This is a genomic window from Methylorubrum sp. Q1 (assembly GCF_004683995.1).
GTDB lineage: Bacteria > Pseudomonadota > Alphaproteobacteria > Rhizobiales > Beijerinckiaceae > Methylobacterium.
The window spans coordinates 173955-200827 of sequence record NZ_SRHQ01000003.1; the positions used below are offsets into that span (position 1 = coordinate 173955).

Genomic DNA, 26873 nt, shown 5'->3' on the forward strand with positions numbered 1-26873 from the left:
GAAGGTCGTCTCCCGGTGTGTCGGTTTGAGTCGGGGCAACCGGGGTTCTCGGAGGGTGTTCCAGGCGCATCCTGTCTCACCAGATCGAGCGAGCGAGGCCGGGCTCGCCTACGGGAATCCTTCACGCCCGAGCGCCGGCAAGGGTCGCGGCTCGTCGCGGCTCGTCGCGGCTCACGGCGCCGGCGGCGGCGTGTCCTCCCGCTGCGCCCGGCGCAGAGCGTCGAGCAAGGCGCCCTCGATGAGCAGGGCGGAACCGTAATGGAACTCGATGTCGAAGGCGTGCCGGGAGTTCATGGAGAGCGAGGCGCTCTGCATGGCGACCAGCCGCCCCGCCTCGTCGAAGAGGCCCGAACCCGAGCCGCCGTAGCCGTCGTTGCAATCGTGGCGGGCCCGCCGGATACCGCCTTCCGTCGGCGGGTCGATCCGGCGCACCGTGCAGGTCTCCAGGCTGCTGTCGCCCCGGTAGTTCTGGTGACCGCCGGGGGCGACCAGGGTCACCGCGAGCGACAGGTCCCCTGTGGAGAGATCGGGGGGCGCATCGGGCATCGGCTGGCGCTGCGTCTCGGCCGGCTGCGCGAGGCGGAGCAGCGCCCAATCGTCGGTGATGTGGAGGCGCGTCGCGTCCGCGGCGACGCCGAGGTGCAGGCTCTCGGCGACGAAATCGTAATTGCGGCCGCCGATCTGGAAGTAGCAGTCGCCGACCTGCCGCGTCGTTTCGAGCTGCCGGTTGCGGAAGTTGTGTGCGTTCAGCATCACGAGCGAAGGCGTGCCGATCAGCCACGCGGCGGCCGCCTTCTGCGGCACGCCGTCCGAACGGCGGCACCACAGGACGCCCGCGCCGGGATAGCGGGCGCGGTCGCTGCTCGTCAGCTCGCGGCGCCCGTCCTGGGGATAGAGCGCGGCCGTTTCGGTGATGTCCCGCTCGCGCGCTTGAGCCGGTGCGGCGGCATCGGGCGGCGGGTGCGGCGCATCGTCTCCAAGTGCGGTGCCGCGTGCGGTGCCGCCCCCGGCCCAAACCACGAGGGCGAGGAGCCCGCATACCGCTAGACCGCCCCGCGCGCGCTGCCCCTGCGCCATGGCCGACAAGCCTCCCGCTCGGTCGGGCCGCTTCGCGAGGGCCCGTTGAGCACAACGGTGCGATGGGTTCCGGCCCCGGTCAAGACGATGCCAACACGTTGCGACACTACGCCTTGGCACTTTTATAATTGCCTTATCTTCCTGATAAGAAATGTCCGACCAGCTAAAGACATCGCGTCCAATCAAAGCCTAGAAAATATAGGCGAAGGGACGCTAATAAGTCTTTCATAAGACCGCTCAAATCTAAGAATATCCTTAGATTCACGATGTGGCACTTCGGAGGACTTCCGAGCGATCCTGGAACCTCAGAAAAACGTCTGAGAGATACCGCGAGGCCGAAAGGCGAGGCGGTTCAGCGAGGAGACGCAGGATGAGCAGGTTTGTGACATCAGTCTCGGCCTTGGCGATGCTGGCGCTCGCGCCGGCCGCGCTGTCGAGCGGGGCCTACGCCAACGATAAGCTGGTCGAGCTGTCGAAGAGCGACGACAACTGGGTGATGCCCGGCAAGAACTACGATTCGAACAACTTCAGCGACCTGAAGCAGATCAACAAGAGCAACGTGAAGCAGCTTCGGCCGGCTTGGACGTTCTCGACCGGCCTGCTGAACGGCCACGAGGGTGCGCCGCTCGTCGTCGACGGCAAGATGTACATCCACACCTCGTTCCCGAACAACACCTTCGCCCTCGGTCTCGACGATCCGGGCACGATCCTGTGGCAGGACAAGCCGAAGCAGAACCCGGCCGCCCGCGCCGTCGCCTGCTGCGACCTCGTCAACCGCGGCCTCGCCTACTGGCCCGGCGACGGCAAGACCCCCGCGCTGATCCTCAAGACCCAGCTCGACGGCAACGTGGCCGCCCTCAACGCCGAGACCGGCGAGACGGTGTGGAAGGTCGAGAATTCCGACATCAAGGTCGGCTCGACGCTCACGATCGCCCCCTACGTCGTGAAGGACAAGGTCATCATCGGTTCCTCGGGCGCCGAGCTCGGCGTGCGCGGCTACCTGACCGCCTACGACGTGAAGACCGGCGAGCAGGTGTGGCGCGCCTACGCCACGGGTCCGGACAAGGACCTGCTGCTGGCCTCCGACTTCAACATCAAGAACCCCCATTACGGCCAGAAAGGCCTCGGCACCGGCACCTGGGAAGGCGACGCCTGGAAGATCGGCGGCGGCACCAACTGGGGCTGGTACGCCTACGATCCGGGCACGAACCTGATCTACTTCGGCACCGGCAACCCGGCGCCGTGGAACGAGACCATGCGTCCGGGCGACAACAAGTGGACGATGACGATCTTCGGCCGCGACGCCGATACGGGTGAAGCCAAGTTCGGCTACCAGAAGACCCCGCACGACGAGTGGGACTACGCCGGCGTCAACGTCATGATGCTCTCCGAGCAGAAGGACAAGGACGGCAAGGCTCGCAAGCTGCTGACCCACCCGGACCGCAACGGCATCGTCTACACGCTCGACCGGACCGACGGCGCGCTCGTCTCGGCGAACAAGCTCGACGACACGGTCAACGTGTTCAAGTCGGTGGATCTCAAGACCGGCCAGCCGGTGCGCGATCCCGAATACGGCACCCGGATGGACCACCTCGCCAAGGACATCTGCCCCTCGGCGATGGGCTACCACAACCAGGGTCACGACTCGTACGATCCGAAGCGTGAACTGTTCTTCATGGGCATCAACCACATCTGCATGGATTGGGAGCCCTTCATGCTTCCCTATCGTGCGGGTCAGTTCTTCGTCGGTGCGACGCTGAACATGTATCCGGGCCCGAAGGGCGACCGTCAGAACTACGAAGGTCTCGGCCAGATCAAGGCGTACAACGCGATCACCGGCGACTATAAGTGGGAGAAGATGGAGCGCTTCGCCGTGTGGGGCGGCACCATGGCCACCGCGGGCGACCTCGTCTTCTACGGCACCCTCGACGGCTACCTGAAGGCGCGCGACTCCGACACGGGTGACCTTCTCTGGAAGTTCAAGATCCCGTCCGGCGCCATCGGCTACCCGATGACCTACACCCATAAGGACACGCAGTACGTCGCCATCTACTACGGCGTCGGCGGCTGGCCGGGTGTCGGCCTCGTGTTCGACCTCGCCGACCCGACCGCCGGTCTCGGCGCGGTGGGTGCCTTCAAGAAGCTCGCCAACTACACCCAGATGGGCGGCGGCGTGGTGGTGTTCTCGCTCGACGGCAAGGGCCCCTACGACGATCCGAACGTCGGCGAGTGGAAGTCGGCCGCCAAGTAAGGTCTGAAGCAGGAACTGCCTGACGGCAGATTCGAACCGTCCCTCTCCCGCTCGCCGGGGGGGGACGGGGCCGAGATGGCGCGGGCACGAACGGCCCGTGACGGTCCGCGCCACCTCATGTCCCTCTCCGCAGACCCTCGTCCCGCGCGCCTCCGACGTCGCGCCGGCGATCGTCCGCACGGGGCGATGCGCCAAGGGCAGGTCTCAGCCGAAAAAGCCCGGTGCCAAGATTTCATAAGAATAAGCCAGAGGAAACGAACCTATGTCGCTCGTGAACGGACGGCGCCGTACAGCCGCATCGGCCGTCGCTCTGACCGCTGCCCTGACCGCCCTCGCCGCCCTGTGCGCGCCCGCCCTGGCGCAGGAGTCGAAAGCCGCCGAGGCCGCGAAACCCGATGCCGGCACCTTGCGCGTCTGCGCCGCCGAGCAGCCGCCGCTCTCGATGAAGGACGGCTCGGGGCTCGAGAACCGCATCGCGACGACGGTAGCCGAGGCCATGGGCCGCAAGGCCCAGTTCGTATGGCTCGGCAAGCCCGCGATCTACCTCGTGCGCGACGGGCTGGAGAAGAAGACCTGCGACGTGGTGATCGGGCTCGATGCCGACGATCCCCGCGTGCTCACCAGCAAGCCCTATTACCGCTCAGGCTACGTCTTCCTCACCCGCGCCGACAAGGATCTCGACATCAAGTCCTGGTCCGATCCGCGCCTGAAGGAAGTGAGCCACATGGTGGTCGGCTTCGGCACGCCCGGCGAGGCGATGCTCAAGGATATCGGCCGCTACGAGGAGGACATGGCCTACCTCTACTCGCTGGTGAATTTTCGCGCGCCGCGGAATCAATACACGCAGATCGATCCGGCCCGGATGGTCAGCGAGGTCGCCACCGGCAAGGCCGAGGTCGGCGTGGTCTTCGGGCCCGACGTCGCCCGCTACGTGCGCGATTCCTCGACCAAGCTGCGCATGACCGCCGTGCCCGACGACACGCAGGCCAGCGACGGCCGGAAGATGCCGCAGAGCTTCGACCAGGCGATGGGCGTGCGCAAGGACGACACCGCCCTGAAGGCGCAGATCGATGCCGCCCTGGAGAAGGCCAAGCCGAAGATCGAGGCGATCCTGAAGGAGGAGGGCGTGCCCGTGCTGCCCGTCTCCAACTGATCCCGACCGACCGTGAGATGAGGACCAAGAACAAGACGATGATGAACCGCGTAAAGATCGGAACGGCCCTTCTCGGCCTCGCGCTCGCCGGCATCGCCCTGCCCGCGCTCGCCCAGCCGCAATCCGGGCCGCAGACCGGCGTCGTGTTCCGCAACACCGTGACCGGCGAGGCGCTCGACGTGTCGCAGGGCAAGGAAGGCGGCCGCGACACGCCGGCCGTGAAGAAGTTCCTCGAGACCGGCGAGAACCTCTACATCGACGACAAGTCCTGCCTGCGGAACGGCGAGAGCCTTTTCGCGACCTCCTGCTCGGGCTGCCACGGCCACCTCGCGGAAGGAAAGCTCGGGCCGGGGCTGAACGACAATTACTGGACCTATCCGTCCAACACGACGGATGTGGGCCTGTTCGCCACGATCTTCGGCGGCGCCAACGGCATGATGGGCCCGCACAACGAGAATCTGACGCCGGACGAGATGCTGCAGACCATCGCCTGGATCCGGCACCTCTATACGGGGCCGAAGCAGGACGCGCTGTGGCTCAACGACGAGCAGAAGAAGGCCTACACGCCCTACAAGCAGGGCGAAGTCATCCCGAAGGACGCCAAGGGCCAGTGCAAGCCGCTGGACGAGTGATCCTTTCGGGTGTCGAGCCGGATTCAACCGGCACGATCGAGGGGGCGGGCGGTGGGATCCTGTCGCCGGGCGCGGCCGGATCCCCGAAGAGCAAGCCTCAAGAAGAGCACGTCTCGAAAAGTGGAGGAAACCATGAAGACCACTCTCATCGCCGCCGCCATCGTCGCCCTGTCCGGCATCGCCGCCCCGGCGCTCGCCTATGACGGCACCAAGTGCAAGGCCGCGGGCAATTGCTGGGAGCCGAAGCCCGGCTTCCCCGAGAAGATCGCCGGCTCCAAGTACGATCCCAAGCACGACCCCAAGGAGCTGAACAAGCAGGCCGATTCCATCAAGCAGATGGAAGAGCGCAACAAGAAGCGCGTCGAGAACTTCAAGAAGACCGGCAAGTTCGAGTACGACGTGAGCAAGATCGCGGCGAACTGAGCCTTTTGCCCCCTCCCCCTCGCGGGGAGGGGTTCGGGGCGGGGGTGGCGCAGGAGGCACCGCCCGGCGCCCCATCCGAACAGGCCATGCCCCGATCCATCCCCGCGAGGGGGAGCGGAGAGGTGGCGGCGGCCCATGGCGCCTGGGGCGCCCAAGACGGCAAACAAAGGCCACCCGCCGAATGAACACCTTGCGCCCCGGCGACGCCATGCTCACCGACTGGCGGGATGCCGCCGCGCGTTTCGAGCGCGAGATCGGCAAGGCCGTGGTCGGCCAGGAACGGGCGATCCGCCTGCTGACGATCGCGATCTTCGCCCGCGGCCACGTCATGCTCGAAGGCGATGTCGGCGTCGGCAAGACCACGCTGCTGCGCGCGGTCGCCCGCGGCCTCGGCGGCGCCTACGAGCGCGTCGAGGGCACCGTCGACATGATGCCCACCGACCTGATCTACCACACCTATCTCGGCGAGGACGGCCGCCCGCGGGTCGAGCCCGGCCCGGTGCTGCGGCAGGCGGAAGACCTCTCGGTCTTCTTCTTCAACGAGATCAACCGCGCCCGGCCCCAGGTCCACGCGCTGCTCCTGCGCATCATGGCCGAGCGCAGCGTCACCGCCTTCAACCGCGCGTACCGTTTCCCCAACCTCCAGGTCTTCGCCGACCGCAACCGGGTCGAGCGCGAGGAGACCTTCGAGCTGCCGGCCGCCGCGCGCGACCGCTTCCTCATGGAAATCGGCATGGAGGCGCCGCGCGATACGAAGGCCCGCCGCGACCTCGTCTTCGATCCCCGCTTCCACGACACCGACCGGCTCACCGAAGCGGTCGAGGCCGGCGTGCTCGACTTCGAGCGCATCGGCACCATCGCCAGCGCGATCCAGCACGCGATTTCGGCCGAGCCGGCGATCGAGGCCTACGTCGTCGGCCTGTGGGAGGCGCTGGTGCGCCCCGGCCCCGCCGGCATCCGGCTTTCCGGGATCGACATGGACCGCCTCGTCCAGGGCGGCGCCTCGCCCCGCGGCGTCGCCTTCCTCGTGCGCGCCGCCCGCGTCCGCGCCTGGCTGGAAGGCCGGGACTGGCTGGTGCCGGAGGATATCCGCGCCGTCTTCCCCGAGGTGATGGCCCACCGCGTCTTCCTCGAACCCGTCTACGAGATGCGGCGCGCGCAGATCGTGCCCGACCTCATTCGCGCGGTGTTCGAGACGGTGCCCGCCCCGTGAGCAGTCCGGAGGACGGGGTCAACGATGGGGCCGACATCATTTACCTGCCGCGCTGGCGGCCCGGCGGACATCGGGTCGGCGCCCATCGCGGGCACGATGCCGGCGGCCTCGGCACGTTCCGCGACCAGGTCAGCTTCTCACGCCTGCCGGATGCGCGGCGCATCGATGTGCGCGCGTCGCTGCGCGACCCGTTCGAGGGCGTGTTCGTGCGCCGCTTCGAGGCGCGCAGCCCGGTCGAGACCTACGCGCTGGTCGACCTCTCCGCCTCGATGCGCTTCCGCGGCCGGGCCGACCGGCGCGATCTCGCGGGCGCCTTCTGCACGACGCTCGCCCGCTCCGCGACGCGGATCGGCGACGGCTTCGGTGTGATCGCCTGCGACGACATCGTGCGCGACGACCTCTACCTCCCCGCGACCCGCCACCGCGCCGCCGCCCAGGCCGCCGCCGCCCGTCTCGGCGAGGCGGCCTGCGAGGGACGCGGCGCCGAGGGTTTTCTGGAGGCGGCGCGCCGTCTCGCCGGGCGCCCGAAGCTGATCTTCCTCGTCTCGGATTTCCGCTGGCCGGAGGCGCTGATCGAGGCCGTCTTCTCGGCACTGGCGCTCCACGACGTGACGCCGGTGCTGCTCGCCGATTCCGCCGAGGCCGAAGACCTGCCGGCCTGGGGCCTCGTGGAACTCGACGACCTCGAGGGCGCCGGGCGCCGCCTCGTCTTCCTGCGCCCGTCCTTGCGCCGCCGCTGGATCGCCCGCGAGGCCGAGCGCGTCGAAGCCTTGCGCCGGATCTGCGCCCCCTTCGCCCGTCCGCCCTTCCGGCTCGCCGACCGCTTCGATGCGGAAGCGCTGAGCCGCCACCTGATGACGACGTGAGAGCGATGCGCGCGCTGCCCCTCGCCCTCCTCCTCGCGCTGGTGTCTCTGCCCGCCTCCGCGCAGGTGCGCGGCGTCGAGCTGCGCACGCCCCGCGCCTTCGGCTACTTCCAGGGCGACCTCGTGCAGGTCCAGGCCGAGATCCGCACCGATCCCGGCTTCACCCTGCAGCGGCCCTCCCTGCCGAAGCCCGGGCCGGTCACCTACTGGCTCGACCTGCGCGACGTACGGACGGAGGAGAGCCGGGGCGCGGACGGCGCGAACGTGATCCGGCTGCGCCTGACCTACCAGGATTTCTACGTCGCGCTCGATGCCCGCACCCTCGAAGTGCCGGGCTTTCCCGTCACCGTCGAGAGTGCGGGCGCCAACGGCTCGACCACGGCGGTGGCACAGCTGCCCGCCTGGAAGATCGGCGTCTCGCCGTTGCGCGAGGTGCAACCCGAGCGGCGCGACGACCCGGCCGAGTACCTGCGGCCCGACGGACGCGCGCCGCGCCTCGATCCGCAGCCGGCGCTCGCCTCGGCGGCCGGCTTCCTCGCGCTCGCCGTTCTGGCGCTGGTGCTGCTCGCCTACGACCGGGCGTGGTGGTTCTTTGGACGTCGCCGCGGCCGGCCCTTCGCGCTCGCCCTGAAGGCGCTGGGCCGAGCGAGGCAGCAATCGCAGGGCGAAGCCCTGTACCGCGAGGCGCTGCTCGCCCTGCATCGCGGCCTCGACGCCACCGACGGGCGCCGGGTGCTTGCCGACGACCTGCCCGATTTCCTCGGCCGCCATCCCGCCTTCCGGGGGCAGGCGGGCGGCCTGGAAAGGTTCTTCTCGGCCTCGCGGCTGGCCTTCTTCGGCCGGGACACCGCCGGGGCCGGCACGACGCTTCCCCTGCCCGAGGTCGAGGCCTTGCTGCGCCGGCTCGGCGCGGTCGAGCGGAGCGCGTGACCCGGTGACGGCGCTCCTCCCCTCCCTCGGCCTGGCCACGCCCTGGCTGCTCTGGCTTCTGCCGCTGGCGCTTCTGCCGCTGCTCCTGTCCGTGACCCGGCGCAGCGCGGTCGCCTCGGTCGCGGCCGCACCCGAGGATCCCCTCTCCGCGGGTCTGCGGATCGCCCTGACCGCCGCCGGCATGCTGGCGATCGGCGGTCTCGTCCTGGCGCTGGCCGGCCCGTACCGCGCCGGCGAGCGGGTGACCCGCACCGGCATCGGGGCGCAGGTCTCGATGCTGATCGACCGCTCCGGCAGCATGAACGAGACCTTTGCCGGCCGGCAGCCCTCGGGGGCGGAGGAATCGAAGGCCGCCGCCTCCCGGCGCATCCTGCGCGACTTCGTCGGCGAGCGCGCTCACGATCAGTTCGCGGTCACCGCCTTCTCGACGGCGCCGATGCTGGTCGTGCCGATGACCGACCGGCACGACGCCGTGCGCGCGGCGGTCGCCGCCATCGACCGACCGGGCCTCGACTACACCAACGTCGCCCGCGGCCTCGGCATGGCGCTGTCGCAGTTCGGCGCGGGCGCGCCGGGTGTGTCGCGGGCGCTGCTGCTGGTCTCGGACGGCGCGGCGGTGATCGACCCGCGCATCCAGGCGCAGCTGCGCGCCGAGTTCGCCAAGGTGCAGCCGAACCTCTACTGGCTGTTCCTGCGCACCAAGGGCTCGCCCTCGATCTATGACAAGCCCGCGGGCGAGGATACGCCGCAGGCGGCCCCCGAGCGCCATCTCGACCTGTTCTTCAAGAGCCTCGGCGTGCCCTACCGCGCTTTCGAGGCGGAGGGCGCCGAGGCCGTGGCCAACGCCGTGCGCCAGATCGAGGCGCTGGAGCGCGACCCGATCCCCTATACCGAGGAGCGCCCGCGCCGCGACCTCACCGGCTGGGCCTATGCGCTCGCCGCCTTCGGCCTGCTCCTCCTCGTCCTCGCCAAGCTGGCGGAGACCGACTTTTTGCGCGTGCCCGTCCGTGAGCGGAGTGCCGCTGCGTCCGGCCCCGCGCCCGCCGCTGCGCCGAAAAGGGCCGCCGCCTGATGCCCACCGCCCTCACCCACGCGCCCTCCCCGTCCCTGCGCACCCGGCGCGGCGCGGGCTTGGGCCAGGGCTGGCGCAGCCTGCGCCCCACCCTGCTCGTGCTGCTGCCGATCCTGCTGCTCGGGGCTGCTGCCGCCTTCGCGCTCTCGGCCTGGCGGGACGCGCGCACCAACGCGGCCATCGCCGAGCTGGAAGCGGGCCGCGACCTCGCCGTCCCGCCTGACGCCCCCGACGCGCTCCTCGTCGCGCGCACCAAGTTCCTGGCTTTTCGCGATCGTCTCGGTGAGGCGGAGCCGCTGCTTGAAACCCTCGACCATCGGCGGTCCGCCGACGCCGCGGCGCGCGCCCGCTACATCGTCGCCAATGCCCGCATCCGCGAGGCCTTCCGGCTGATCGAGCGCAGCGAACTCGACAAGGCGGGCCCGCAGGTCACGCTCGCGCGCCAGGATTACCGCCGGGCGCTTCAGGCCCGGCCCGATTTCTGGGACGCGAAGTTCAACTTCGATGTTGCCTCGCGCCTGATCCGCGACTTTCCGGAATTCGATCGCAAGTTCGGCGACGAGCTGAAGGCCGAGCCCAAGCAGATCTGGACCGACATTCCCGGGCAGCCCCGGGGTGGACCATGAATCGGCGGGCCATGAGTGTGTGGGCGGCGCTTCCCTTCGCAAGAAACCTGCGCGATCGCCGCTTTCAGGCGCTCGCCGCAGCCTTGCTGCTCGCAGGTCTGGCGATCGTCGTGCCCCCGCTGCCGCTGACCCGCTCTGGCGTGTCGGTGCTGGCGGTGGTCGACATCACCGGCAGCATGAACGTGCGCGACTATACAAGCGACGGGCGCCCGGCGAGCCGGCTCGACATCGCCAAGGCGGCCCTGCGCGGTCTGCTGCCCGAACTGCCCTGCGGCTCGCGCCTCGCGCTCGCCCTGTTCACGGAACGGCGCCCGTTCCTGCTGTTCGCGCCGATCGAGGTCTGCGCCGATTTCGCGCCGCTGGACGGGGCGATCGCCGCGCTCGACTGGCGCATGGCCTGGGAGGGCGACAGCCGCATCGCGTCCGGCCTCCACCGCGCCCTCACCATGGCCGGCGAACTCGACACCGACCTCCTGTTCATCACCGACGGGCAGGAGACGCCGCCGCTCCCCGCCACCGGCATCCCGCCCTTCGAGGGCAAGGCGGGGGCGGTGCGCGGCCTGATCGTCGGAGCGGGCGGGTACGCGCTCGCGCCGATCCCGAAATTCAACGACCGCGGCCGCGAGACCGGCTTCTATGCCGAATCGGACGTGCAGCAGGAGAACCGCTTCGGCCCGCCCCCGGCCGATGCGGAATCGCGCGAGGGCTACAATCCGCGCAACGCCCCCTTCGGCGGCGCGGCGGCACGCGGCGAGGAGCATCTCTCCTCCGTGCGCGAGCCGCATCTGAAGGCGCTCGCCGCCCAGACGGGCCTCGCCTACGCCCATCTCGACGGGCCGGACCTGCGCGCGCCGCTTCTCGCCGCTGCCACGCCGCGCCCCCTTCCGAGCCGGCTCGACCTCCGCCCCTTCCTCGGCGCAGCGGCTCTGGCCCTCGTGCTCGCCGTCTTCCTCGCGGGTGCGCTCCGCGCCCGCCTCACACCCTTCACCCCCAGCAGGATGTCATAATGCGTCTGTCCCTTCTCGTTCTGCCGCTCGCGCTCGCTGCAACCGCCGCCCTCGCCCACGGCCCGACCCCGCAGAAGGTCTCCCAGTCGATCACGATCAAGGCGAGCCCGGACGCGGTGTGGAAGGTCGCGGGCGACTTCGCGGGCATCGGAAAGTGGCACCCGGCGATCGAGAAGGCGGAGGGCAGCGGCTCGAAGGATGGCGGCACCCGCACGCTGACCTTCAAGAACGGCGGAAAACTCGAAGAGAGCCTCGACGAGTACAAGGCGGACGGCCGCACCTATTCCTACCGGATGGGCGAGCCGAACCTGACAGCGCTGCCGGTCTCGTCCTACTCGGCGACCTTCACCGTGAGCCCGGAGGGCGACGGCTCCAAGGTCGAGTGGATGGGCCGGTTCTATCGCGGCGACACCGGCAACGAGCCGCCGGAGAACCTCAGCGACGAGGCCGGCAAGGCGGCGATGAACACGTATTTCTCGGAAGGGCTGAAGGGCCTGAAGGCGGCCGTGGAGGGCGGCAAGGGCAAATGAGCCGGTCCCAATGAGGCACGCGACATGATCCGCCCCGCCCTCGTCGCCTTGTTCCTTGTCCCCGCTCTCGCCGGCCTGCCCGTGCGAGCCGCGACGATCTACGTCGCGAGCCAGCAGGGAGCTCAGGTGACGCGCCTCGAGGCGGGCATGGTCGCAGGCCACGCGACCGTGGCGGGAGCGCCCGCCACGGTCGCGACGGGCGGCGGATCCGTGTTCCTCACGCATCCGGACGGGCACGCGATCACCGTGGCGGACGCCGCCACGGGCGCGGTGCTGCGCCGCCTCCCCTACAACGGCCAGGGCTTCGGCCTCGCCGCCTCGGCGGATGGCCGGACCCTGTTCGTCGCCGACTGGTCGGGCAACCGCATCGACCGGCTCTCGGCCGCGGACGGCACCGTCGAGGCTTCCGCCGAGACCGGCCGAGACCCGGCCCACATCGTCCTCGACCGCGCCGGCCGGCTCTACGTCGCCGACCGGGAGAGCCATCGCGTCAGCGTGTTCGACGGGGCGCGGATGACCCGGCTCGCGACGATTCCCGTCGGTACCGCGCCCTTCGCCCTGGCGCTCGGCCCGGACCAGCGCCGCCTCTATGTCGGCAACGTGCGCAGCAACGACCTCACCGTGATCGACACGCAGACGCTCAAAGCCCTCGCCACCGTGCCGGCCGGCGCGATGCCCTATGGCGTCGGCGTGAGCCCGGATGGGGCGCGGGTCTTCGTCACCAACCAGCATGCCGGCACGGTCACCGTGCTCGATGCGGGCACGCTCGCAAATGCGGCGACCATCGGCGTCGGCCGCTATCCGGAGGGCATCGTGATCGAGGGGGGAAGGGCCTACGTGGCGAACTGGTTCTCCGACACCGTGTCCGTCATCGATCTCGCCACGCTGAAGGAGGTCACCCAAGTGCCGGTCGCCGAGGGCCCGCGCAGCCTCGCGATCGCCGCCCCGGCGAAGGAAGCCCTGCGATGAGACCGCTTACGGCCGGTCTCGCGGCCGGGCTCGCCACCCTGCTGGTCCTCTCCGCCTGCGACCGCGGTGGCGAGACCTCCGACGCGGCATCGAACGCGGCGCCCGACCGGGGCGACGACGGGGCCGTCGTCGCCTCGACCTCGGAGGATCACCTCGCCGACTGGCTCTCGCCCACCGACGGGACGGATCCGGCGCGCTGGCTCGCGGGCCGTGAGGCAGGACACCCCTTGCCCGCAGACGCCGCCGCGGTCAGGGAACTGCGCGAAGCCCTCGACAGGGCGCGCAGCGCCTTCGTGGAAGACAAGCGCATGATCGCCAACCGCACGGTGCAGCTCGGACAGATGCTGTCCGAGATCGGCAAGACGGAATCCTATCGCAGCCTGATCGACGGCCTCGGCGGGATCGCGTCGGTGCGCGGCCGCCACAAGAGCCTCTACGGCGAGATGTGCCAGCACTACTACAACACCCGCGCCCAGGGCGCCGACCACGCCGCCGCGCTGGCCCGCCTCGAAGCCCGCGAGCGGCCGGATATCGCCGCGCCGGAGAGGCCTCGGGAACCGGAAAAGCAGCCGGGAGGGCAGCCTTGAGCGACGGACGCGCCTCCACCCGGCCCCTGCCGACGCGGCCTGAGACGATGCTCGTCATCGACGACCACCCGATCGTGATGCAGGGGGTGCGCCGGCTGGCGGAAGCCGCGGGCGTCGCCAGAGTCTACGAGGCCGCCGACATCGTCTCGGGCTACCGCCTGTTCCACCGGCACCGGCCGGCCCTCGTCGTGGCCGATCTGAGCTTTCGCGACGACGGACTGTCCGGCCTGTCGCTGATCCGCCGCATCCGGGCGCTCGATCCGGCCGCGCGCATTCTCGTGTTCAGCATGCATGCCGACCCGGTGCTGGTCTCCCGCGCCCTGGAAAGCGGCGCGCTCGGCTTCGCGCTCAAGGATGCCGGATCGGACGCCTTCCTGGAGGCGCTCGACGCCGTCCATGCCGGGCAGGGCTACCTGCCGCACGCGCTCGCCACCGATGTGGCGATGCTGAACCGCAGCGCCCGCCCCGCCCCGCTCGCCACCTTGAGCGCGCGCGAATTGCAGATCCTGTCGCTGCTCAGCCAGGGCAAATCCTACGACGCCATCGCCAGCGCCATGGCGGTGAGCTACCGCACGATCATCAATGCCAGTTCCAGCATGCGCAAGAAGCTCGGCGTCGAGTCGCGCGCCGGGCTGGTGCAGATCGCGGTCAACCGGCGCAACGCGCTGCTGTGAGTTGCTTCGAAGGGGCGGCGGGCAAGCGAACAGATATCCCCTCCTCACCCTCATCCTGAGCTGCCCGCGACAGCGGGCCTCGAAGGATCCTCCGGGAAGCGCGCGATCCCTGGAAGATCCTTCAAGGCCGACGCTGCGCGTCGGCACCTCAGAATGAGGGGGCAGGTCGGATGGCCGTCACTCGGCGCCCCGCTCGGGCGCAGGCCCGCCGAACGGGGCCCGCGGGCTGGCGTCGCCCGCGGGCGTGGCGAAGGGCAGCGTCAGCGCCGCCGCCGCGATCACCGCGGTGATCCAGCGCTTCGGCCGGTCGGGCAGGCTCGCGGCACGGCTCGGACCGTTGAGGCGGGGCCGGTGCACCTCCCCGCCGAACGGGGTCGGACGCCGGCCCTCCTCCGGCCCGCGGTCCCTGTCCCGGTCCAAGTTGCGCTCGAGATTCCGCTCGACCGCGCCGAGCAGCGCGGCGGCCTCCCCGTCCAGGCTGTCCCAGTGCCGGGTCAGGGCGCCGTGCTCCGCCGGCTCGGACGCCGCGGCGTCCGGTCCGGTCTCCGTTGTCCGCTCCTCGGGGGCTGTCATGGCGAGCGGTCAGGCGCGGTGGTAGGCATCCTCGAGGCGGACGATGTCGTCCTCGCCGAGGTAGCTGCCGAGTTGCACCTCGATCAGTTCGACATCGTCGTTGCCGGGATTCTCGAGGCGGTGGATGGCGCCGAGCGGGATGAAGATGTGCTCGCTCTCGCGGTAATCGGCGACCGTGTCGTCCACGGTGACCCGGGCGCAGCCCCGCACCACGACCCAGTGCTCGGCCCGGTGGCGATGCTTCTGCAGCGAGAGCCGGCCGCCGGGTGCCACGGTGATCCGCTTGACCTGGAAGCCGTCGGAAGCCTCCAGCACCCGGTAGCTGCCCCAGGGGCGGTGCGAGGAGGCGTGCCACTCGGCCTGGGGCCGGCCCTTGCTGCGCAGGATCTCGACCATCTTGCGCACGTCGCCGCAGCGGCTGCGGTCGGCCACCAGGATCGCGTCCTTCTCGGCCACCACCACGAGATCCCGCACGCCGACGAGCGAGGTCACCATCCCCTCCGAGGAGACGAAGCAGCCCTCGGTGTCGAACAGCTCGGCCGCGCCGCGGCTGACATTGCCGAGATCGTCCCGCTCGCTGATCGCCCAGAGGGCGTTCCAGTTGCCGACATCCGACCAGCCGCAGCGCATCCGCGCAACCGCGGCGCGGCTCGTCTTCTCCATCACCGCGAAGTCGAGGGAGGTCTTGTGGGTGCCGGCAAACCCCTCGGCGTCGAGGGCGAGCGCCCCGCCCTCGTCGGCGGCGGCCTCGACCGCCCGGGCGGCGGCGGCGGCCGTGTCGGGATCGAACGCGGCGTATTCGGCGCACAGGGTGTCCGCCCGCATCAGGAAATTGCCGGAGTTCCATAGCCAGCGCTCCGAGAGGTAGGTGGCGGCCCGCGCCGCGTCCGGCTTCTCGGCGAAGGTGTGCACGGCGTGGCAGCGCGCCTCGACGCGGTCGCCGGGCCGGATCCAGCCGTATTCGATGCTGGCGTGATCGGCCTCGATGCCGAAGGTGACGAGCCGCCCGGCCCGCGCCGCCGGCAGGGCGGAGGCCACGGCCCGCCGGAAGGCACGCGGCTCGGTGACGATGTGGTCGGAGGGCAGCACGAGCACCACCGCCTCCGGATCCTCCCGCGCCACCAGGGTGCAGGCGGCCAGGATCGCCGGGCCGGAATCGCGGCGCTCCGGCTCCAGCAGGAGGGTGACGCCCGCATCGATCGCGGCGGCCTGCTTCTCGACGAGGCAGCGGTGATCGCGGTTGGCGACGACGATCGGCCGGGCGAAGAGCGGGCCCTGGAGCCGCAGCAGGGTCTGCTGGAAGGTCGAGTGCGGCCCGAGCAGGGGCACGAACTGCTTCGGCAGCGAGGTGCGGGAGGTGGGCCAGAGCCGCGTTCCCGAGCCGCCGCAGAGGATGACGGGCTGGATCCGTGCAGGCATCGACGGGCGTCCTTTTGTGCTGGGACTTGGAAGATGGAACTGGGAAAAAAGGTCAGGGGGTTTCGATCGCGCTGCGCAGGGCGGGTGCCGCCTGCGAGACGGGGCCGGGAGCGACCGCCCCGCCACGAGTGGGGGCCGGGGCCGGCGCCTCTCCGGTGCCGGCCTTGGCGGGGGACACCTGCACGACGTCGCCCGGCAGCAGCACGGAGGTCAGGCTGGCCCGGAACGTCGCCGCCCGGTCGCGCTGGGTCCGCGTCACCTCGACGTTCCAGCCGGTGGACTCGGTGCCGCCGTCGGAGGCGGCGAGCCGCCGGGCGCGGCTTTCCAGCAGGTCGCGGGCGATGGGCAGACTCGCTTCGGTCTCCAGCAATTGCTGGCGGGTGGCCTGAAGGTCGGCCACGACCCGGCGGCGATGCCCGTTCTCGGTGTCGCGCTGGCGCAGGGTCAGTTCGCCGGTGGCGGTGCCGTTGCGGGCGAGTTCCGCGTCGATCCGGGCGAGTTCCGCCCGGACCCGGGCGTTCTCCCGCTGCCGGTCGACCATGATCGTCTGCAGGCCGTGGCCGTTATCGGTCAGCCGTGCGTAGTTGCGGACCTGGGCCTCGGTGAGCTTCACCTGTTCCTCGATCAGGGACCGCTGCTGGGTCAGCGACGTCCGCTCGGTCTCCAGCCGCTCGACCTGCTGGCGCAGCAGGCCGACCTCGCTGCGCTCCGTCTCGCGCTGGAGCGAGAAGATCTCCTGCTCGCCGCGCATCAGCGCCGTCGCCTCCGGGCCGATCAGTTCGTCCGAGACGAAGCTCGTCCGCCCGTCGCGCTGGGCCTCCAGCCGAAGTTGCCGGGCGCGCTGGGCGAGCCGGGCGAGTTCCAGGCTGCGCAGACGCTCGCGCGCGGTCAGCACCTCGCCCTTGAGTTCGGTGATGGAGCGGTCGCCGACCCGTCCGCCGCCGGCCAGCGCCACCGCGCCGAGCACGGTGAGGCCGTAGCGGTAGGTGTAGCTGCCGGGCGAGCGCACCTCGCCCAGAACATAGACCGGCTTCATCTCGGACAGCCGCAGGCTGACGGTGGCCGAACGCAGGTAACCGTCGTTGAGGCGGGTGCGCACCAGGGTCTCGGCCTGCTCGGGCGACAGCCCGGCGACCCGGACACGGCCGACCATCGGCAGGTTCAGGTCGCCCACCGCATCGACCACGTACTCGCCGGTCAGGTCCGTCTGGCCGAAGACGACCATCGTCACCTTGTCGCCGCTCGACAGCAGCAGCGCGGTCTCGGCCGAGGGCTCCGGCAAGGCCTCCGGAGCCTGCGCCTCGGCGGCCAGGGGGGCGCCCGCGAGGAGGAGCACGAGTCCCGAGCCGAGCATCGCGCCGAGCGTTGCGCCGAGCGTTGCGCGAAGAGGCCCCTCGCCGCCCCAAAACCGAAATGTCCTGAAATCGAGCATGCCTTCGCCTCTCAGGCCGCTTGCCGGGCGCCGGCCGGCGACGCGGCCGTTCGGGAGACTGCTCCATTCGGGAGATCTGCCGCTCGGCCGGTACCCCGGAGGTGCCGCCCGAAGCCCTCCGCGCTCAAGGGAGCACCGGGGGAGAACCGGGAGGCGGCCGGGCTGTCGTGACGCCCTGTCTGAATGCCAGAGCCCCTCCCCGTTGGCTCTGGCTATTCGGTCACCTCAGGGTTCGCGACCGGGTTAGTCCGACGGTGCCGGTTGCGGCTCGAAGGCGCGCTTGGGAACCGATTCCGCGCGCGCCGCTTGGCCCACGGCAAGAATGGGGCTTGCACCTCCCGATCGTGGTAAACCGCCTTCGCACGCAGGACGCCGCGTCTTCCTCGAAACAGCAATGCCGCACCCGATCAAGGTCTCCTAAGCTGGGATCGACCGACAATGGGAGACGTCGAGCGATGAAGAAGCGTATCCTCGTGACGGGTGGGGCCGGTTTTGTCGGCAGCCACCTGTGCGATCGACTGGTGGCGCAGGGACACGACGTGCTCGCGGTCGATAATTTCTACACGGGCGACCGGTCGAACCTAGCCCAGCACCTGAGCAATCCGCGCTTCGAGGTCATGCGCCACGACGTGAATTTCCCGCTCTACGTCGAGGTCGACGAGATCTACAATCTCGCCTGCCCCGCCTCCCCGATCCACTATCAGCGCGACCCGGTGCAGACCACGAAGACGAGCGTGATCGGGGCCATCAACATGCTCGGGCTCGCCAAGCGGCTCGGCATCCCGATCCTCCAGGCCTCCACCAGCGAGATCTACGGCGATCCGGACGTCCACCCGCAGCCGGAGGATTATCGCGGCCTCGTCAGCGTCAGCGGTCCGCGCGCCTGCTACGACGAGGGCAAGCGCTGCGCCGAGACCCTGTTCTTCGATTACCAGCGCCGGCACCACGTGCCGATCCGCGTGGCGCGCATCTTCAACACCTACGGGCCGCGGATGAACCGCGACGACGGCCGGGTCGTCTCGAACTTCGTGGTGCAGGCGCTGCGGGGCGAGCCGATCACCCTCTACGGCGACGGCCGCCAGACCCGCGCCTTCTGCTTCGTCGACGACCTCGTCGAGGGGCTGATGCGCCTGATGAACGTCGAGGGCACGCTCGACGGCGCGGTCAATCTCGGCAACCCGACCGAGGTGACCATCGCCGAGATCGCCCATCGGATCATCGCGCTCACCGGCTCGCGCTCGGAGATCGTCTACCGCCCGTTGCCGCAGGACGACCCGCGCCAGCGCTGCCCCGACATCACCCGGGCGAAGGCGATGCTGCACTGGACCCCGAAGGTCGGGCTCGACGAGGGGCTGACGCGGACGATCGCCTATTTCGAGGCGCTGCTCTCGGCCTCCGGCTCGAGCGTGACGCCGTTCGAGCCGGCGCTGCCCGAACTCGCCAAGGTGGAACTCGCGAAGACCGGCTCATGAGCGCACCCCTCCCCCGCGTTCCGATCCTGGGGGTGCCGGTCAGCGCGATCACGCTGGACGAGGCGGTGATGGCGGTCGAGGACTGGATCCTCGCCCGCCAGCGCCACTACGTCTGCATCACCGGTGCCCACGGCGTCATCGAGTGCCAGACCGACGGGCGCTTGCGCGCGATCCACGAGCGCGCCGGCCTCGTCACGCCGGACGGGATGCCGCTGGTGTTCATGGCGCGCCGGCTCGGCTTCCCGCGCACGCAGCGGGTCTACGGACCCGACCTCATGCGCGCGCTGACGGCCCTGTCCGCCCGCAAGGGCTACCGGCAATACTACTTCGGCGGCGGTTCCGGCCTGCCCGAGCGGCTGGCGGCACGCCTGACGGAGCAGTTCCCCGATCTGCCCATCGCCGGCACCTTCTCGCCCCCCTTCCGCCCGACCACGCCGGAGGAGGACGAAGCGATCGTCGCGCGCATCAACGCGGCGGCGCCCGACATCCTGTGGGTGGGCCTCAGCACCCCGAAGCAGGAATACTGGATGGCGCGCCACCGCGACCGGCTCGAGGTGCCGGTCATGGTCGGCGTCGGCGCGGCCTTCGACTTCCTCGCCGGCACCAAGCGGCAGGCGCCGGCCTGGATGCAGCGGCGCGGGCTCGAATGGGCCTTCCGCCTCGGCACCGAGCCGCGCCGGCTGGCGCGCCGCTACGGTCGGATCGTGCCCGAGTTCATCCTGCGCGCCGGGTTCCAGCTCCTGAGCGCCCCGTCGCGACCGCGGCGGTCGTTCTAAAGCATCGTCCCGAAAGGTGGCCTCCGGCTTTCGGAAAAAAGATGATGCGAGAACAAGAGCCTCAATCATCGTCCTGGATCCGGTATCCAGGACGATGATCGAGAACGCGTATCCGACGAAGCGGACGCTGCCCGCCCGGCGCGGGGGGCGTCGCGCCATGATCCGCGGACACGGGCCCGATCCGGCATGATCGGGCCCGTGTCCGCGGGCATGCCCGTTCGAGCGACTGCCTGTGAGCATCGTTGCCCCGGCCGGAACGTTCGGGGGCCGGGGTTCTTGCGAGGCACCCGGCCTGCGCCCCGGCGCGCGCAGTTTTTCCCGGCCGATCTCCACGTCGTTGCGCAGCGCCCCAAAGGATTACCGCAGCGCGAAAGTATGATCGCCCATCGAGAAGATATGCTCAGACGGCCCCTGAAATAAGAATGGAAGCGCCAAAGCAGAAAAAGGCGTGACACCCATGTCGAAGAGCGCAGTTGTTACCGGGGCCGGCGGTTTCATTGGTGGACATCTGGTGACGTACCTGCGTCGCCTTGGCTATCATGTCCGTGGCGTCGATATTAAATACCCCGATTTCGGGCAAAGCGACGCCGACGAGTTCATGCTCGCCGATCTGCGCTCGATCGAGGAGTGCCGCGAGGCGGTGAAGGGCGTCGACGAAGTCTACAATCTCGCCGCCGACATGGGCGGGATCGGCTACATCTCCGGCGCGCACGCCTCGATCACCTTCAACAACACGATGATCAGCGCGCAGATGCTGAAGGCCGCCTTCGACGCGCGGGTCGAGCGGTTCCTGTTCTCCTCCTCGGCCTGCGTCTACCCGCAGCACCTGCAGGACGTGCCGAGCGTGATCCCGCTGAAGGAGGAGGATGCCTTCCCGGCCGCGCCCGAGGAAGGCTACGGCCTGGAGAAGCTCTACACGGAGAAGCTCTGCCAGTACTTCACCGAGGATTACGGCTTCCCGACCCGCTCCGTCCGCTTCCACAACGTCTACGGGCCGCTCGGCACCTATGACGGCGGCAAGGAGAAGGCGCCCGCCGCGATCTGCCGCAAGATCGCGCGCACGCCCGACGGCGGCACGATCGACATCTGGGGCGACGGCCAGCAGACCCGCTCGTTCATGTACGTCGACGACTGCGTCGAGGGCATCTACCGCATCATGCAGTCGGACCATCACGGGCCGCTCAACCTCGGCACGGACGAACTCGTCAGCATCAGCGGCCTCGTCGATCTCGTGGCCGAAGTCTCCGGCAAGACGATCCACAAGGCGTTCGACCTGAGCAAGCCGCAGGGCGTGCGCGGGCGCAACAGCGACAACACCCGCCTGCGCGAGGTTCTGGGCTGGGAGCCCCTCATCCACCTGCGCGAAGGCCTGCAGCCGACCTACCGCTGGATCGACGAGCAAATTCGAGAGGCCCAGGCACAAGCGGACGCCGCCCCGCGGCAGGCCGCCGAGTAAGCGCGCCGATCCCGCGCCCCCTGTCTGCCCGCTGTCTGCCCCCTGCCCGCCCCTCCCGCCCGTTACGCAGTGCGAGCGAGCCCATGCCGGACGTCGATGTCGCAAATACCGGTCTCCTGCCGGCCGGCGGAGCCGGCTGGCCGGGGCGCCTTCGAGAGCGTCTCAAGGAGCGTCTCGGACCCGCCCGGTCCGGGCGCGCCGAGACGATCGCCGAGGCGCGGCGCCGGATCGTCACCGGGGCCCTGCTCGGCGGCGACGCCGTCGCCGTGCTGGTCGCCTGCGGGGGAAGCCTGCTCGTCATGGCGGCGGCCGGAGCGGCCGCCGGCCTCGCGCCGGCCATGCTGATCGGCTGGTGCGCCCTGCAGATCGGCGCCCTGGCCCTGTGCGGCCTCTACGAACCGATCGAGGCGGAGCCGATCGAGCGGCTGCGCCGCCGCGGTCTGGCCGCCGCCCTCGCGTTCGCCGCTGCCGTCCTGGTCGGCGGCGGGCCCTGGTCCTGGCCATGGTCCTGGGCCGCCACCGGGATCGCCGCCCTCCTCGCCATCCCGCTCGGGCACTACGCGGAGGGGTTCGTGCGTGCGCGTCTCGTCCGGCGGGGCGTTTGGGGGGCGGCGACCATCGTCTACGGCGAGGGCGCCGCCGAGCTGGCCCGCAGCCTCGCCGCCCGGCCGGAACTCGGACTGCGACCGATCGGCATCGTCCGCACGGCCGATCAAACCGTCGAGCCCTTCCGCACCGTCGTGCCGCCGGGGCCCTCGGAGGACGCCGAGCGTTCGGCCGAGCGCATGGCGAGCCTGCTGGAGGCGGCCGAGGTCGCCATCTGCACCCCCGGCGAACGCGAGCCCGCCCGCTTCGCCTGGCTCACCCGGCACCCGTTCCGGCAGGTGCTCGTGGCGCACCATGCGCCGGAGGTGGAGACCGTGCGCCTGCAGACCCGCTGCCTCGGTCCCGTGGTCGGGCTCGTGGTGCGCCGGGCGATCTTCCTGCCGCACAACCTGCGCCTCAAGCGGGCGCTCGATCTTGCCGTGGCAGTGCCGGCCCTTCTCGTCTTCGGACCCCTGATCGGCGTGCTGGCGCTTGGCGTGAAGATCGCCGATCCGGGCCCGGCCTTCTACGTCCAGCCCCGCGTCGGGCGGGATGGCCGTACCATCCGCGTGTACAAGCTGCGCAGCATGTTCCGCGACGCGGAGGCGCGGCTCGCCGAGCATCTGGCTGCCGACGAGGCCGCCCGGCGCGAATGGGACCGGTTCTGCAAGCTGCGCAACGATCCGCGCGTCCTGCCCGGCATCGGCGGCTTCATCCGCCGCACCAGCCTCGACGAGCTGCCGCAGCTCCTCAACGTGTTGCGCGGCGACATGAGCGTGGTCGGGCCCCGCCCCTTCCCCGCCTACCACACCGAGCGGTTCGGCCCGGCCTTCCAGGCGCTGCGGGCGAGCGTGCCGCCGGGCCTGACCGGACTGTGGCAGATCTCGGCCCGCAGCGACGGCGACCTCACGGTGCAGGAGCAGCAGGACAGCTTCTACATCCGCAACTGGTCGATCTGGACCGACCTGTACATCCTCCTCGAGACGGTGCCGGCGGTGCTCACCGCCAAGGGCGCCCGCTGAGGAGGGGCCCCGGCGGCCCCTCCTCCCCTCGACGCGCTCCCCCTTTTCGATCCCGACGCAGGCGTGACCCATGGATCCGTTCCACGAAGCCGACCCGCCCGGCGGCGGGCGATCGCTGACCTCCCATTACGAGGCGGTCACCGGGCACGCCCTCGCGGTGCTCTGGCGGCGCCGGATCATGATCGCCTCGATCGCCGGGCTGTCGGCGCTGGCGGCGGGGGCGGCCTCGCTCTCCCTGCCGCCGAGCTACACCGCCGAGGTGCTGCTCCAGTTCGATTTCGGCCAGACCCAAGATGTGCGCGGGACGGGCAAGTCCGGCCCGCAGATCGCCCTCGAACCGGCTTCGGTGGTGGAGAGCGAGGCGCGCATCATCCGCTCGTTTGCCATCGCGCAATCCGTGGCGGGCCGGCTCGAGGAAGCCGGGCAAGCCAAGCAGGCGGCCCAGGCGGGGCAGGCGGCCAAGGAGGCATCGGCGGGATGGGTCGGCTCCCTGAGGCAAGCCCTCGAGAATCGGGTTCAGGCCGCGCTGCCCGCCCTCCCCAGCACCCGTCCGGAAGACACCGCGCAGCAGGAGACCGAGCGGGACGCCCAGGCCCAGCGGCTCCTGCGCGGGCTCACCGTCGGCAACGACGCCAAGGCCTACCTGATCACCATCGGCTACCGTGACCGCGACCCGAAGCGGGCGGCGGAGACCGCCAACACCTTCGCCACCGAGTATCTCGCCCGCAAGATGCAGGCAGCCTCCCTCGCCACCGAGCGGGCGAGCCGCTGGTACGCCGAGCAGATCCAGGTCTCGCGCGGCGAACTGGCCCGGCTGGACAGCGAGATCGACGCCTTCCGCAAGCGCACGGGCTTCGTCGAATCGGTGCGCGAGGGCGTGGACCTGCGCGAGCAGCAATTGCGCGACGCCCTCACCGAACTCTCCAGCGCCTCGGCCAAGCGGCTGGCGGAGGAGGCGCGGCTGCAGCGCGCCGGGGACGTGATGCGCTTCGGCGGCGTGCCGAACGCCTCCGACACGACGATCTCGCCGGTGATCCAGCAGATGCTGGCCGATGACAGCAAGCTGCGCCAGGAACTGGAGCAACTCACCGCCGTCTCCGGCGACAACCATCCCAGCGTGCTGCGCCTCAAGGCCTCGATCGCCGCGCTCCAGCAGCGGCTTCAGCTGCGCATGGCCGAGGTGCTGAAGCTGGTCGAGGTCGATCTCGGCGCCGCCCGCGGGCTCGAAGCCTCGGCCGAGGCGCGGGTCTCGACCGTGCGCCGCTCGCTTATCGAGAGCAAGGCGCTCGAATCGAAGCTCCGCGCACTCCAAGCCGACGCGACGGCCGCCCGCGACCGCCTGCGCGTCCTCGACGAGGGCTACCAGACCGCCAACGCGCTGAGCGAACTCAAGCCGGTGATGGCGCAGATGCTGGCGCCGGCCAAGGTGCCGACCCTGCCCACCGGGCCCGGCCTCGGCCTCGTGCTCGGCCTCGGCCTGTTCGCCGGGGCCGGCGCCGGCTCGGTGCTGGCGCTCGGGCTCGACCGCCGCGACCGGGGTTACCGCAGCCAGGGCGAGATGGAGGCCGAGACCGGCCTGCCCTGCCTCGCGCTGCTGCCGAACCGGCCGGCGGGTGCGCAATCGGGCGAGCGCCTGGAACAGGATCTCGTCTTCCGCGAGGCCGTGCGGGCGGCGGTGGCCGAACTCGTCGCGGTGCGCGAGCCACTCAAGGTCGTCCTCGTCACCTCGGCGATGCCCGGAGAGGGCAAGTCCGTCGTTGCCCGCTCGGTGGCACGCTCGCTCGCCGCGATGGGGCGCCGGGTGCTGATCCTCGACGGCTCGCCCCGCCGCGCGGCGATCGAGGACGGCCGCCACGGCAATCTCGGGCACGAGACGCACGCCGACGACGAGGAGACGGAGGGCCGCATCTCGACCATCCGCCGCGTCTCCGGCCTCAAGGACGGTCACGACATCTACGCCGAGCCGACCTTCGGGATGCTCGTGCGGGAGGCGCGCGAGCGCTACGACGTCATCCTCGTGGAGGTGCCCCCGGTGCTGCTGCTGGGCGATGTCGCGCTCCTGCGCCAGCACGCCGATGCCGTGGTCCACGTCGTGGCGTGGCACGGCACGCAGAAGGCCGCCGTCACCGCGAGCCTCGCCTATATGCACCGGCTCGGGCTGACGGTCGCCGGGCTCGTCCTGAACAAGGTCGATCTGAAGCGCCACCAGGGCCGCGCCGCGGATCGCGGCACGCTCTACCGCGACTTCTCGCACTACTACCGGAACAGCGCGTGATGGGCGCGCAGTCCGCAGCAGGTCTGGGGGCGGCGATCCTCGTGAGCGAATGGAGCTTCGCCTGCGCGGCCTGCGGCTCCCCCGCCGTCACTTGGCCGGCGGACCCGACCGCCGAGGCGGCCATCGCCTGCGGCGGCTGCGCCCGGCCGCTCGGTACGCTGGCCGCGTTCCGGGCCGGGATCGAGCGGGTCCTGGCCCCCCATCGCTGCCACGGGCACGGCCGGGGCGCCGATGCTTTCCCACCCACGCCCCCGTCCTGAGGTGCTGCGAAGCTGCCTCGAAGGATCCTCCCGATCCCGTGCGATCCCTGGAAGATCCTTCGAGGGCCGCTGGCGCGGCCACCTCAGGAGGAGGCGGAGGGATGGGTTTTCCGCCTCATCGCGCGGACATCGCGGTCAGACGAACAGGATATGGCCTGCGCTCAATTCGGCCTTCTGCGTGTCGGCGAGCCAGAGCGTGTCCGATCCTGAACGGATCGCGACATCGGTGCCGACATCCTGCGCCGCGGCCAGGACGGCGTTGAGCGAGCCGAACATCGACCGGCTGATCTCGATCACGTCTGGCGCGGAGCCGCCGGTCTCGAAATCCTCGACCCAATCGGTGCCGTTGCCGGCCTTGAACGCGAACCGGTCGGCTCCGGCCCCGCCCCAGAGATGATCGGTGCCGCTGCCGCCGTCGAGCCGGTCGTTGCCGGCCCCGCCGTAGAGCGCATCGTCGCCGGCCAGCCCGTTGAGCGTGTCGTTGCCGCCCATCCCGTCGAGGTCGTCGGCGGCGTTCGATCCGTTCATCGTCTCGGCCCCGGCGGTGCCGTCGCGGTTGAGGCCCGCGCCGGAGGGTGAGGCGGCGACCGGGGGCGGCGATGCCGGGCTGTTGCCCGTGACGATGCCCACGACGGTTCCGACCGTACCCGCCACCCAGTCGAACACGTTGTGGATCGGGGTCATCGGCGTGGCCGAGGGGGCCGCCGACACGTCCGCGCCGGCCGAGGACGGGCCCCAGGCGATGTTGTTGGCCACCGCCGGGTCCGTGTAAGTCGAGTCGATGATCGAAACGTCGTCGCCGGTCGCGTTCCAGATGACGGCGTTGGACAGGGGATCACCCCGGCCCTGGTCGTCGGCGATGTTGTCGAAGGAGCGGGTGTCGATGAAGGTCACGTCGTCCGAGTAGGACGAGAAGCCGCCATTGCCCATGTGGATCACGTCGACGTTCTGGACGTGGCCGCCTTGGGACTCGCCCTCGAACATCACTCCGACGCCGCTCGGCGAGTTGTTGCCGTCGATCACGCCGTGGGCGATCGAGACATTGGGGCTGTCGATGATCGAGACGTTGTCCTCGACATGCGACCCGTTCGGATCGTTGCTGACGGCAAAATTCGTGAGGCTGCCATCCGGCGATTGGTAGAACTGGACGAACTGGCCCGACGGATAGAGCCCGTGGAAGTCGTGACCCTCGATGTAGGAGAGCGCCGCGCCGGGCGACTGGCCGAGATAGATGCCGGTTCCGCTGTCCTGCAGGGTCACGTGCGAGGCGGTGAAGTCGGGCGAATTGACGACCCGGATGCCCGTGGCCTCGCCGGCCAGGCCCTGATTGCCGTCGGGCGGATCGGAATTGACGATCAGGCTGTTCTGGACGGTGACGCCGCTGGAATCCTCGACGACGATGCCGTTGCCGTCGGCGTGGTGAATGGTGACGTTGCGGATGACGACATCGTCGTGCTCGACGCGGATGGCGTCGCCGTCGGAGACCCAGAGATCCAGATTTTCGATGACCTGTCCGTCATGCGTCGTACGGATGGGCGTGGTGCTGGTGGTCAAACCCGTGGGCATATTTGCTCCATTTGTTAATATTACAACA

General features: G+C 70.3%; 25 protein-coding genes. 20 read left to right on the forward strand and 5 right to left on the reverse strand.

The genetic code is table 11. The features are described from left to right. Nucleotides 1-171: 171 nt before the first annotated feature. Complete coding sequence (locus tag E4V01_RS04430) at nucleotides 172-1077, reverse strand: serine protease (RefSeq protein WP_135297521.1); 906 nt, start codon at nucleotides 1075-1077, stop codon at nucleotides 172-174. Between the two features lie 370 nt (nucleotides 1078-1447). On the opposite strand from E4V01_RS04430, the gene E4V01_RS04435 reads away from it, so the two are divergent. The 14 genes from E4V01_RS04435 to E4V01_RS04500 all read left to right on the forward strand — a co-directional run bounded on the left by E4V01_RS04435 (nucleotide 1448) and on the right by E4V01_RS04500 (nucleotide 14009). Next, entirely contained in the window at nucleotides 1448-3328 is a 1881-nt protein-coding gene (locus E4V01_RS04435; protein ID WP_060771388.1) for a methanol/ethanol family PQQ-dependent dehydrogenase, read from the forward strand. 262 nt (nucleotides 3329-3590) lie between these two features. After that, nucleotides 3591-4481 (forward strand): methanol oxidation system protein MoxJ, encoded by an 891-nt coding sequence (gene moxJ, locus E4V01_RS04440; RefSeq protein ID WP_135297522.1) that lies wholly within the window; start codon nucleotides 3591-3593, stop codon nucleotides 4479-4481. 38 nt (nucleotides 4482-4519) lie between these two features. Next, the gene (moxG, locus tag E4V01_RS04445) at nucleotides 4520-5113 is read left to right on the forward strand and encodes a cytochrome c(L), periplasmic (RefSeq protein ID WP_060772382.1); all 594 of its coding nucleotides are present in this window, start codon (nucleotides 4520-4522) and stop codon (nucleotides 5111-5113) included. A 132-nt stretch (nucleotides 5114-5245) separates the two neighbouring features. Further along, complete coding sequence (locus tag E4V01_RS04450) at nucleotides 5246-5536, forward strand: methanol dehydrogenase [cytochrome c] subunit (RefSeq protein ID WP_060771386.1); 291 nt, start codon at nucleotides 5246-5248, stop codon at nucleotides 5534-5536. 181 nt (nucleotides 5537-5717) lie between these two features. Continuing rightward, nucleotides 5718-6749, forward strand: coding sequence for a MoxR family ATPase (locus E4V01_RS04455; protein ID WP_060771385.1), 1032 nt, complete (start codon nucleotides 5718-5720; stop codon nucleotides 6747-6749). Then, entirely contained in the window at nucleotides 6746-7615 is an 870-nt protein-coding gene (locus E4V01_RS04460) for a DUF58 domain-containing protein (RefSeq protein WP_135297523.1), read from the forward strand. Before E4V01_RS04455 ends, E4V01_RS04460 begins: the two co-directional genes overlap by 4 nt. Nucleotides 7616-7620: 5 nt before the next feature. Next, nucleotides 7621-8544, forward strand: coding sequence for a nonribosomal peptide synthetase MxaA (locus tag E4V01_RS04465; protein WP_135297524.1), 924 nt, complete (start codon nucleotides 7621-7623; stop codon nucleotides 8542-8544). Nucleotides 8545-8548: 4 nt separating this feature from the next. Then, entirely contained in the window at nucleotides 8549-9616 is a 1068-nt protein-coding gene (locus tag E4V01_RS04470; RefSeq protein WP_135297525.1) for a vWA domain-containing protein, read from the forward strand. Beyond that, entirely contained in the window at nucleotides 9616-10242 is a 627-nt protein-coding gene (locus tag E4V01_RS04475; protein ID WP_135297526.1) for an MxaK protein, read from the forward strand. Before E4V01_RS04470 ends, E4V01_RS04475 begins: the two co-directional genes overlap by 1 nt. A gap of 11 nt (nucleotides 10243-10253) precedes the next feature. Beyond that, nucleotides 10254-11249, forward strand: a complete 996-nt coding sequence (locus E4V01_RS04480) for a vWA domain-containing protein (protein WP_371688508.1) — start codon at nucleotides 10254-10256, stop codon at nucleotides 11247-11249. Next, nucleotides 11249-11779: an SRPBCC family protein gene (locus E4V01_RS04485; protein ID WP_060771379.1), complete on the forward strand. Its 531-nt coding sequence runs from the start codon at nucleotides 11249-11251 to the stop codon at nucleotides 11777-11779. The genes E4V01_RS04480 and E4V01_RS04485 overlap by 1 nt, the downstream gene beginning before the upstream one ends. A gap of 24 nt (nucleotides 11780-11803) precedes the next feature. Next, entirely contained in the window at nucleotides 11804-12748 is a 945-nt protein-coding gene (locus E4V01_RS04490) for a YncE family protein (protein WP_135297528.1), read from the forward strand. Further along, the gene (locus E4V01_RS04495; protein WP_135297529.1) at nucleotides 12745-13335 is read left to right on the forward strand and encodes an MxaH protein; all 591 of its coding nucleotides are present in this window, start codon (nucleotides 12745-12747) and stop codon (nucleotides 13333-13335) included. Before E4V01_RS04490 ends, E4V01_RS04495 begins: the two co-directional genes overlap by 4 nt. After that, the gene (locus E4V01_RS04500) at nucleotides 13332-14009 is read left to right on the forward strand and encodes a response regulator transcription factor (RefSeq protein WP_135297530.1); all 678 of its coding nucleotides are present in this window, start codon (nucleotides 13332-13334) and stop codon (nucleotides 14007-14009) included. The genes E4V01_RS04495 and E4V01_RS04500 overlap by 4 nt, the downstream gene beginning before the upstream one ends. Before the next feature lie 177 nt (nucleotides 14010-14186). Here E4V01_RS04500 and E4V01_RS04505 read toward each other — a convergent pair whose 3' ends face one another. Genes E4V01_RS04505 through E4V01_RS04515 form a run of 3 tightly spaced genes read right to left on the reverse strand, consistent with a single transcriptional unit; the run spans nucleotide 14187 to nucleotide 17433 of the window. Next, complete coding sequence (locus E4V01_RS04505; protein ID WP_060771375.1) at nucleotides 14187-14582, reverse strand: hypothetical protein; 396 nt, start codon at nucleotides 14580-14582, stop codon at nucleotides 14187-14189. Between the two features lie 9 nt (nucleotides 14583-14591). Next, a complete protein-coding gene (locus E4V01_RS04510; RefSeq protein WP_060771374.1) occupies nucleotides 14592-16001 on the reverse strand; it encodes a mannose-1-phosphate guanylyltransferase/mannose-6-phosphate isomerase in 1410 nt (469 codons plus the stop codon). 52 nt (nucleotides 16002-16053) lie between these two features. Next, nucleotides 16054-17433, reverse strand: a complete 1380-nt coding sequence (locus E4V01_RS04515) for a polysaccharide biosynthesis/export family protein (protein WP_135297531.1) — start codon at nucleotides 17431-17433, stop codon at nucleotides 16054-16056. 455 nt (nucleotides 17434-17888) lie between these two features. Here E4V01_RS04515 and E4V01_RS04520 point away from each other — a divergent pair, with 455 nt between their 5' ends. From E4V01_RS04520 to E4V01_RS04545, 6 genes are all read left to right on the forward strand, one after another. Further along, complete coding sequence (locus tag E4V01_RS04520) at nucleotides 17889-18905, forward strand: UDP-glucuronic acid decarboxylase family protein (protein WP_135297532.1); 1017 nt, start codon at nucleotides 17889-17891, stop codon at nucleotides 18903-18905. Further along, a complete protein-coding gene (locus E4V01_RS04525) occupies nucleotides 18902-19681 on the forward strand; it encodes a WecB/TagA/CpsF family glycosyltransferase (protein WP_060771371.1) in 780 nt (259 codons plus the stop codon). Before E4V01_RS04520 ends, E4V01_RS04525 begins: the two co-directional genes overlap by 4 nt. A 457-nt stretch (nucleotides 19682-20138) precedes the next feature. After that, on the forward strand, nucleotides 20139-21137 hold the full coding sequence (locus E4V01_RS04530) for an NAD-dependent epimerase/dehydratase family protein (RefSeq protein WP_060771370.1): 999 nt from the start codon (nucleotides 20139-20141) through the stop codon (nucleotides 21135-21137). A gap of 83 nt (nucleotides 21138-21220) precedes the next feature. Then, complete coding sequence (locus E4V01_RS04535) at nucleotides 21221-22744, forward strand: exopolysaccharide biosynthesis polyprenyl glycosylphosphotransferase (RefSeq protein ID WP_135297533.1); 1524 nt, start codon at nucleotides 21221-21223, stop codon at nucleotides 22742-22744. Between the two features lie 70 nt (nucleotides 22745-22814). Then, on the forward strand, nucleotides 22815-25019 hold the full coding sequence (locus tag E4V01_RS04540; RefSeq protein WP_135297534.1) for an exopolysaccharide transport family protein: 2205 nt from the start codon (nucleotides 22815-22817) through the stop codon (nucleotides 25017-25019). Then, on the forward strand, nucleotides 25019-25279 hold the full coding sequence (locus E4V01_RS04545; RefSeq protein ID WP_060771367.1) for a hypothetical protein: 261 nt from the start codon (nucleotides 25019-25021) through the stop codon (nucleotides 25277-25279). The genes E4V01_RS04540 and E4V01_RS04545 overlap by 1 nt, the downstream gene beginning before the upstream one ends. A 135-nt stretch (nucleotides 25280-25414) precedes the next feature. Here the strand turns inward: E4V01_RS04545 and E4V01_RS04550 are convergent, their stop codons facing one another. Beyond that, nucleotides 25415-26845, reverse strand: a complete 1431-nt coding sequence (locus E4V01_RS04550; RefSeq protein ID WP_135297535.1) for a right-handed parallel beta-helix repeat-containing protein — start codon at nucleotides 26843-26845, stop codon at nucleotides 25415-25417. Nucleotides 26846-26873 lie beyond the last annotated feature (28 nt).

Bases quoted from the DNA above. Each gene is read 5' to 3' on its own strand.
- E4V01_RS04510 (WP_060771374.1), bottom strand. From the start codon at position 16,001: ATGCCTGCACGGATCCAGCCCGTCATCCTCTGCGGCGGCTCGGGAACG.
- E4V01_RS04455 (WP_060771385.1), top strand. From the start codon at position 5,718: ATGAACACCTTGCGCCCCGGCGACGCCATGCTCACCGACTGGCGGGAT.
- E4V01_RS04450 (WP_060771386.1), top strand. From the start codon at position 5,246: ATGAAGACCACTCTCATCGCCGCCGCCATCGTCGCCCTGTCCGGCATC.
- E4V01_RS04530 (WP_060771370.1), top strand. From the start codon at position 20,139: ATGTCGAAGAGCGCAGTTGTTACCGGGGCCGGCGGTTTCATTGGTGGA.
- E4V01_RS04505 (WP_060771375.1), bottom strand. From the start codon at position 14,582: ATGACAGCCCCCGAGGAGCGGACAACGGAGACCGGACCGGACGCCGCG.
- E4V01_RS04535 (WP_135297533.1), top strand. From the start codon at position 21,221: ATGCCGGACGTCGATGTCGCAAATACCGGTCTCCTGCCGGCCGGCGGA.
- E4V01_RS04435 (WP_060771388.1), top strand. From the start codon at position 1,448: ATGAGCAGGTTTGTGACATCAGTCTCGGCCTTGGCGATGCTGGCGCTC.
- E4V01_RS04540 (WP_135297534.1), top strand. From the start codon at position 22,815: ATGGATCCGTTCCACGAAGCCGACCCGCCCGGCGGCGGGCGATCGCTG.
- E4V01_RS04430 (WP_135297521.1), bottom strand. From the start codon at position 1,077: ATGGCGCAGGGGCAGCGCGCGCGGGGCGGTCTAGCGGTATGCGGGCTC.
- E4V01_RS04485 (WP_060771379.1), top strand. From the start codon at position 11,249: ATGCGTCTGTCCCTTCTCGTTCTGCCGCTCGCGCTCGCTGCAACCGCC.
- E4V01_RS04525 (WP_060771371.1), top strand. From the start codon at position 18,902: ATGAGCGCACCCCTCCCCCGCGTTCCGATCCTGGGGGTGCCGGTCAGC.
- E4V01_RS04515 (WP_135297531.1), bottom strand. From the start codon at position 17,433: ATGCTCGATTTCAGGACATTTCGGTTTTGGGGCGGCGAGGGGCCTCTT.
- E4V01_RS04465 (WP_135297524.1), top strand. From the start codon at position 7,621: ATGCGCGCGCTGCCCCTCGCCCTCCTCCTCGCGCTGGTGTCTCTGCCC.
- E4V01_RS04495 (WP_135297529.1), top strand. From the start codon at position 12,745: ATGAGACCGCTTACGGCCGGTCTCGCGGCCGGGCTCGCCACCCTGCTG.
- E4V01_RS04545 (WP_060771367.1), top strand. From the start codon at position 25,019: ATGGGCGCGCAGTCCGCAGCAGGTCTGGGGGCGGCGATCCTCGTGAGC.
- E4V01_RS04475 (WP_135297526.1), top strand. From the start codon at position 9,616: ATGCCCACCGCCCTCACCCACGCGCCCTCCCCGTCCCTGCGCACCCGG.
- E4V01_RS04520 (WP_135297532.1), top strand. From the start codon at position 17,889: ATGAAGAAGCGTATCCTCGTGACGGGTGGGGCCGGTTTTGTCGGCAGC.
- E4V01_RS04480 (WP_371688508.1), top strand. From the start codon at position 10,254: ATGAGTGTGTGGGCGGCGCTTCCCTTCGCAAGAAACCTGCGCGATCGC.
- E4V01_RS04550 (WP_135297535.1), bottom strand. From the start codon at position 26,845: ATGCCCACGGGTTTGACCACCAGCACCACGCCCATCCGTACGACGCAT.
- moxG (WP_060772382.1), top strand. From the start codon at position 4,520: ATGATGAACCGCGTAAAGATCGGAACGGCCCTTCTCGGCCTCGCGCTC.
- moxJ (WP_135297522.1), top strand. From the start codon at position 3,591: ATGTCGCTCGTGAACGGACGGCGCCGTACAGCCGCATCGGCCGTCGCT.
- E4V01_RS04490 (WP_135297528.1), top strand. From the start codon at position 11,804: ATGATCCGCCCCGCCCTCGTCGCCTTGTTCCTTGTCCCCGCTCTCGCC.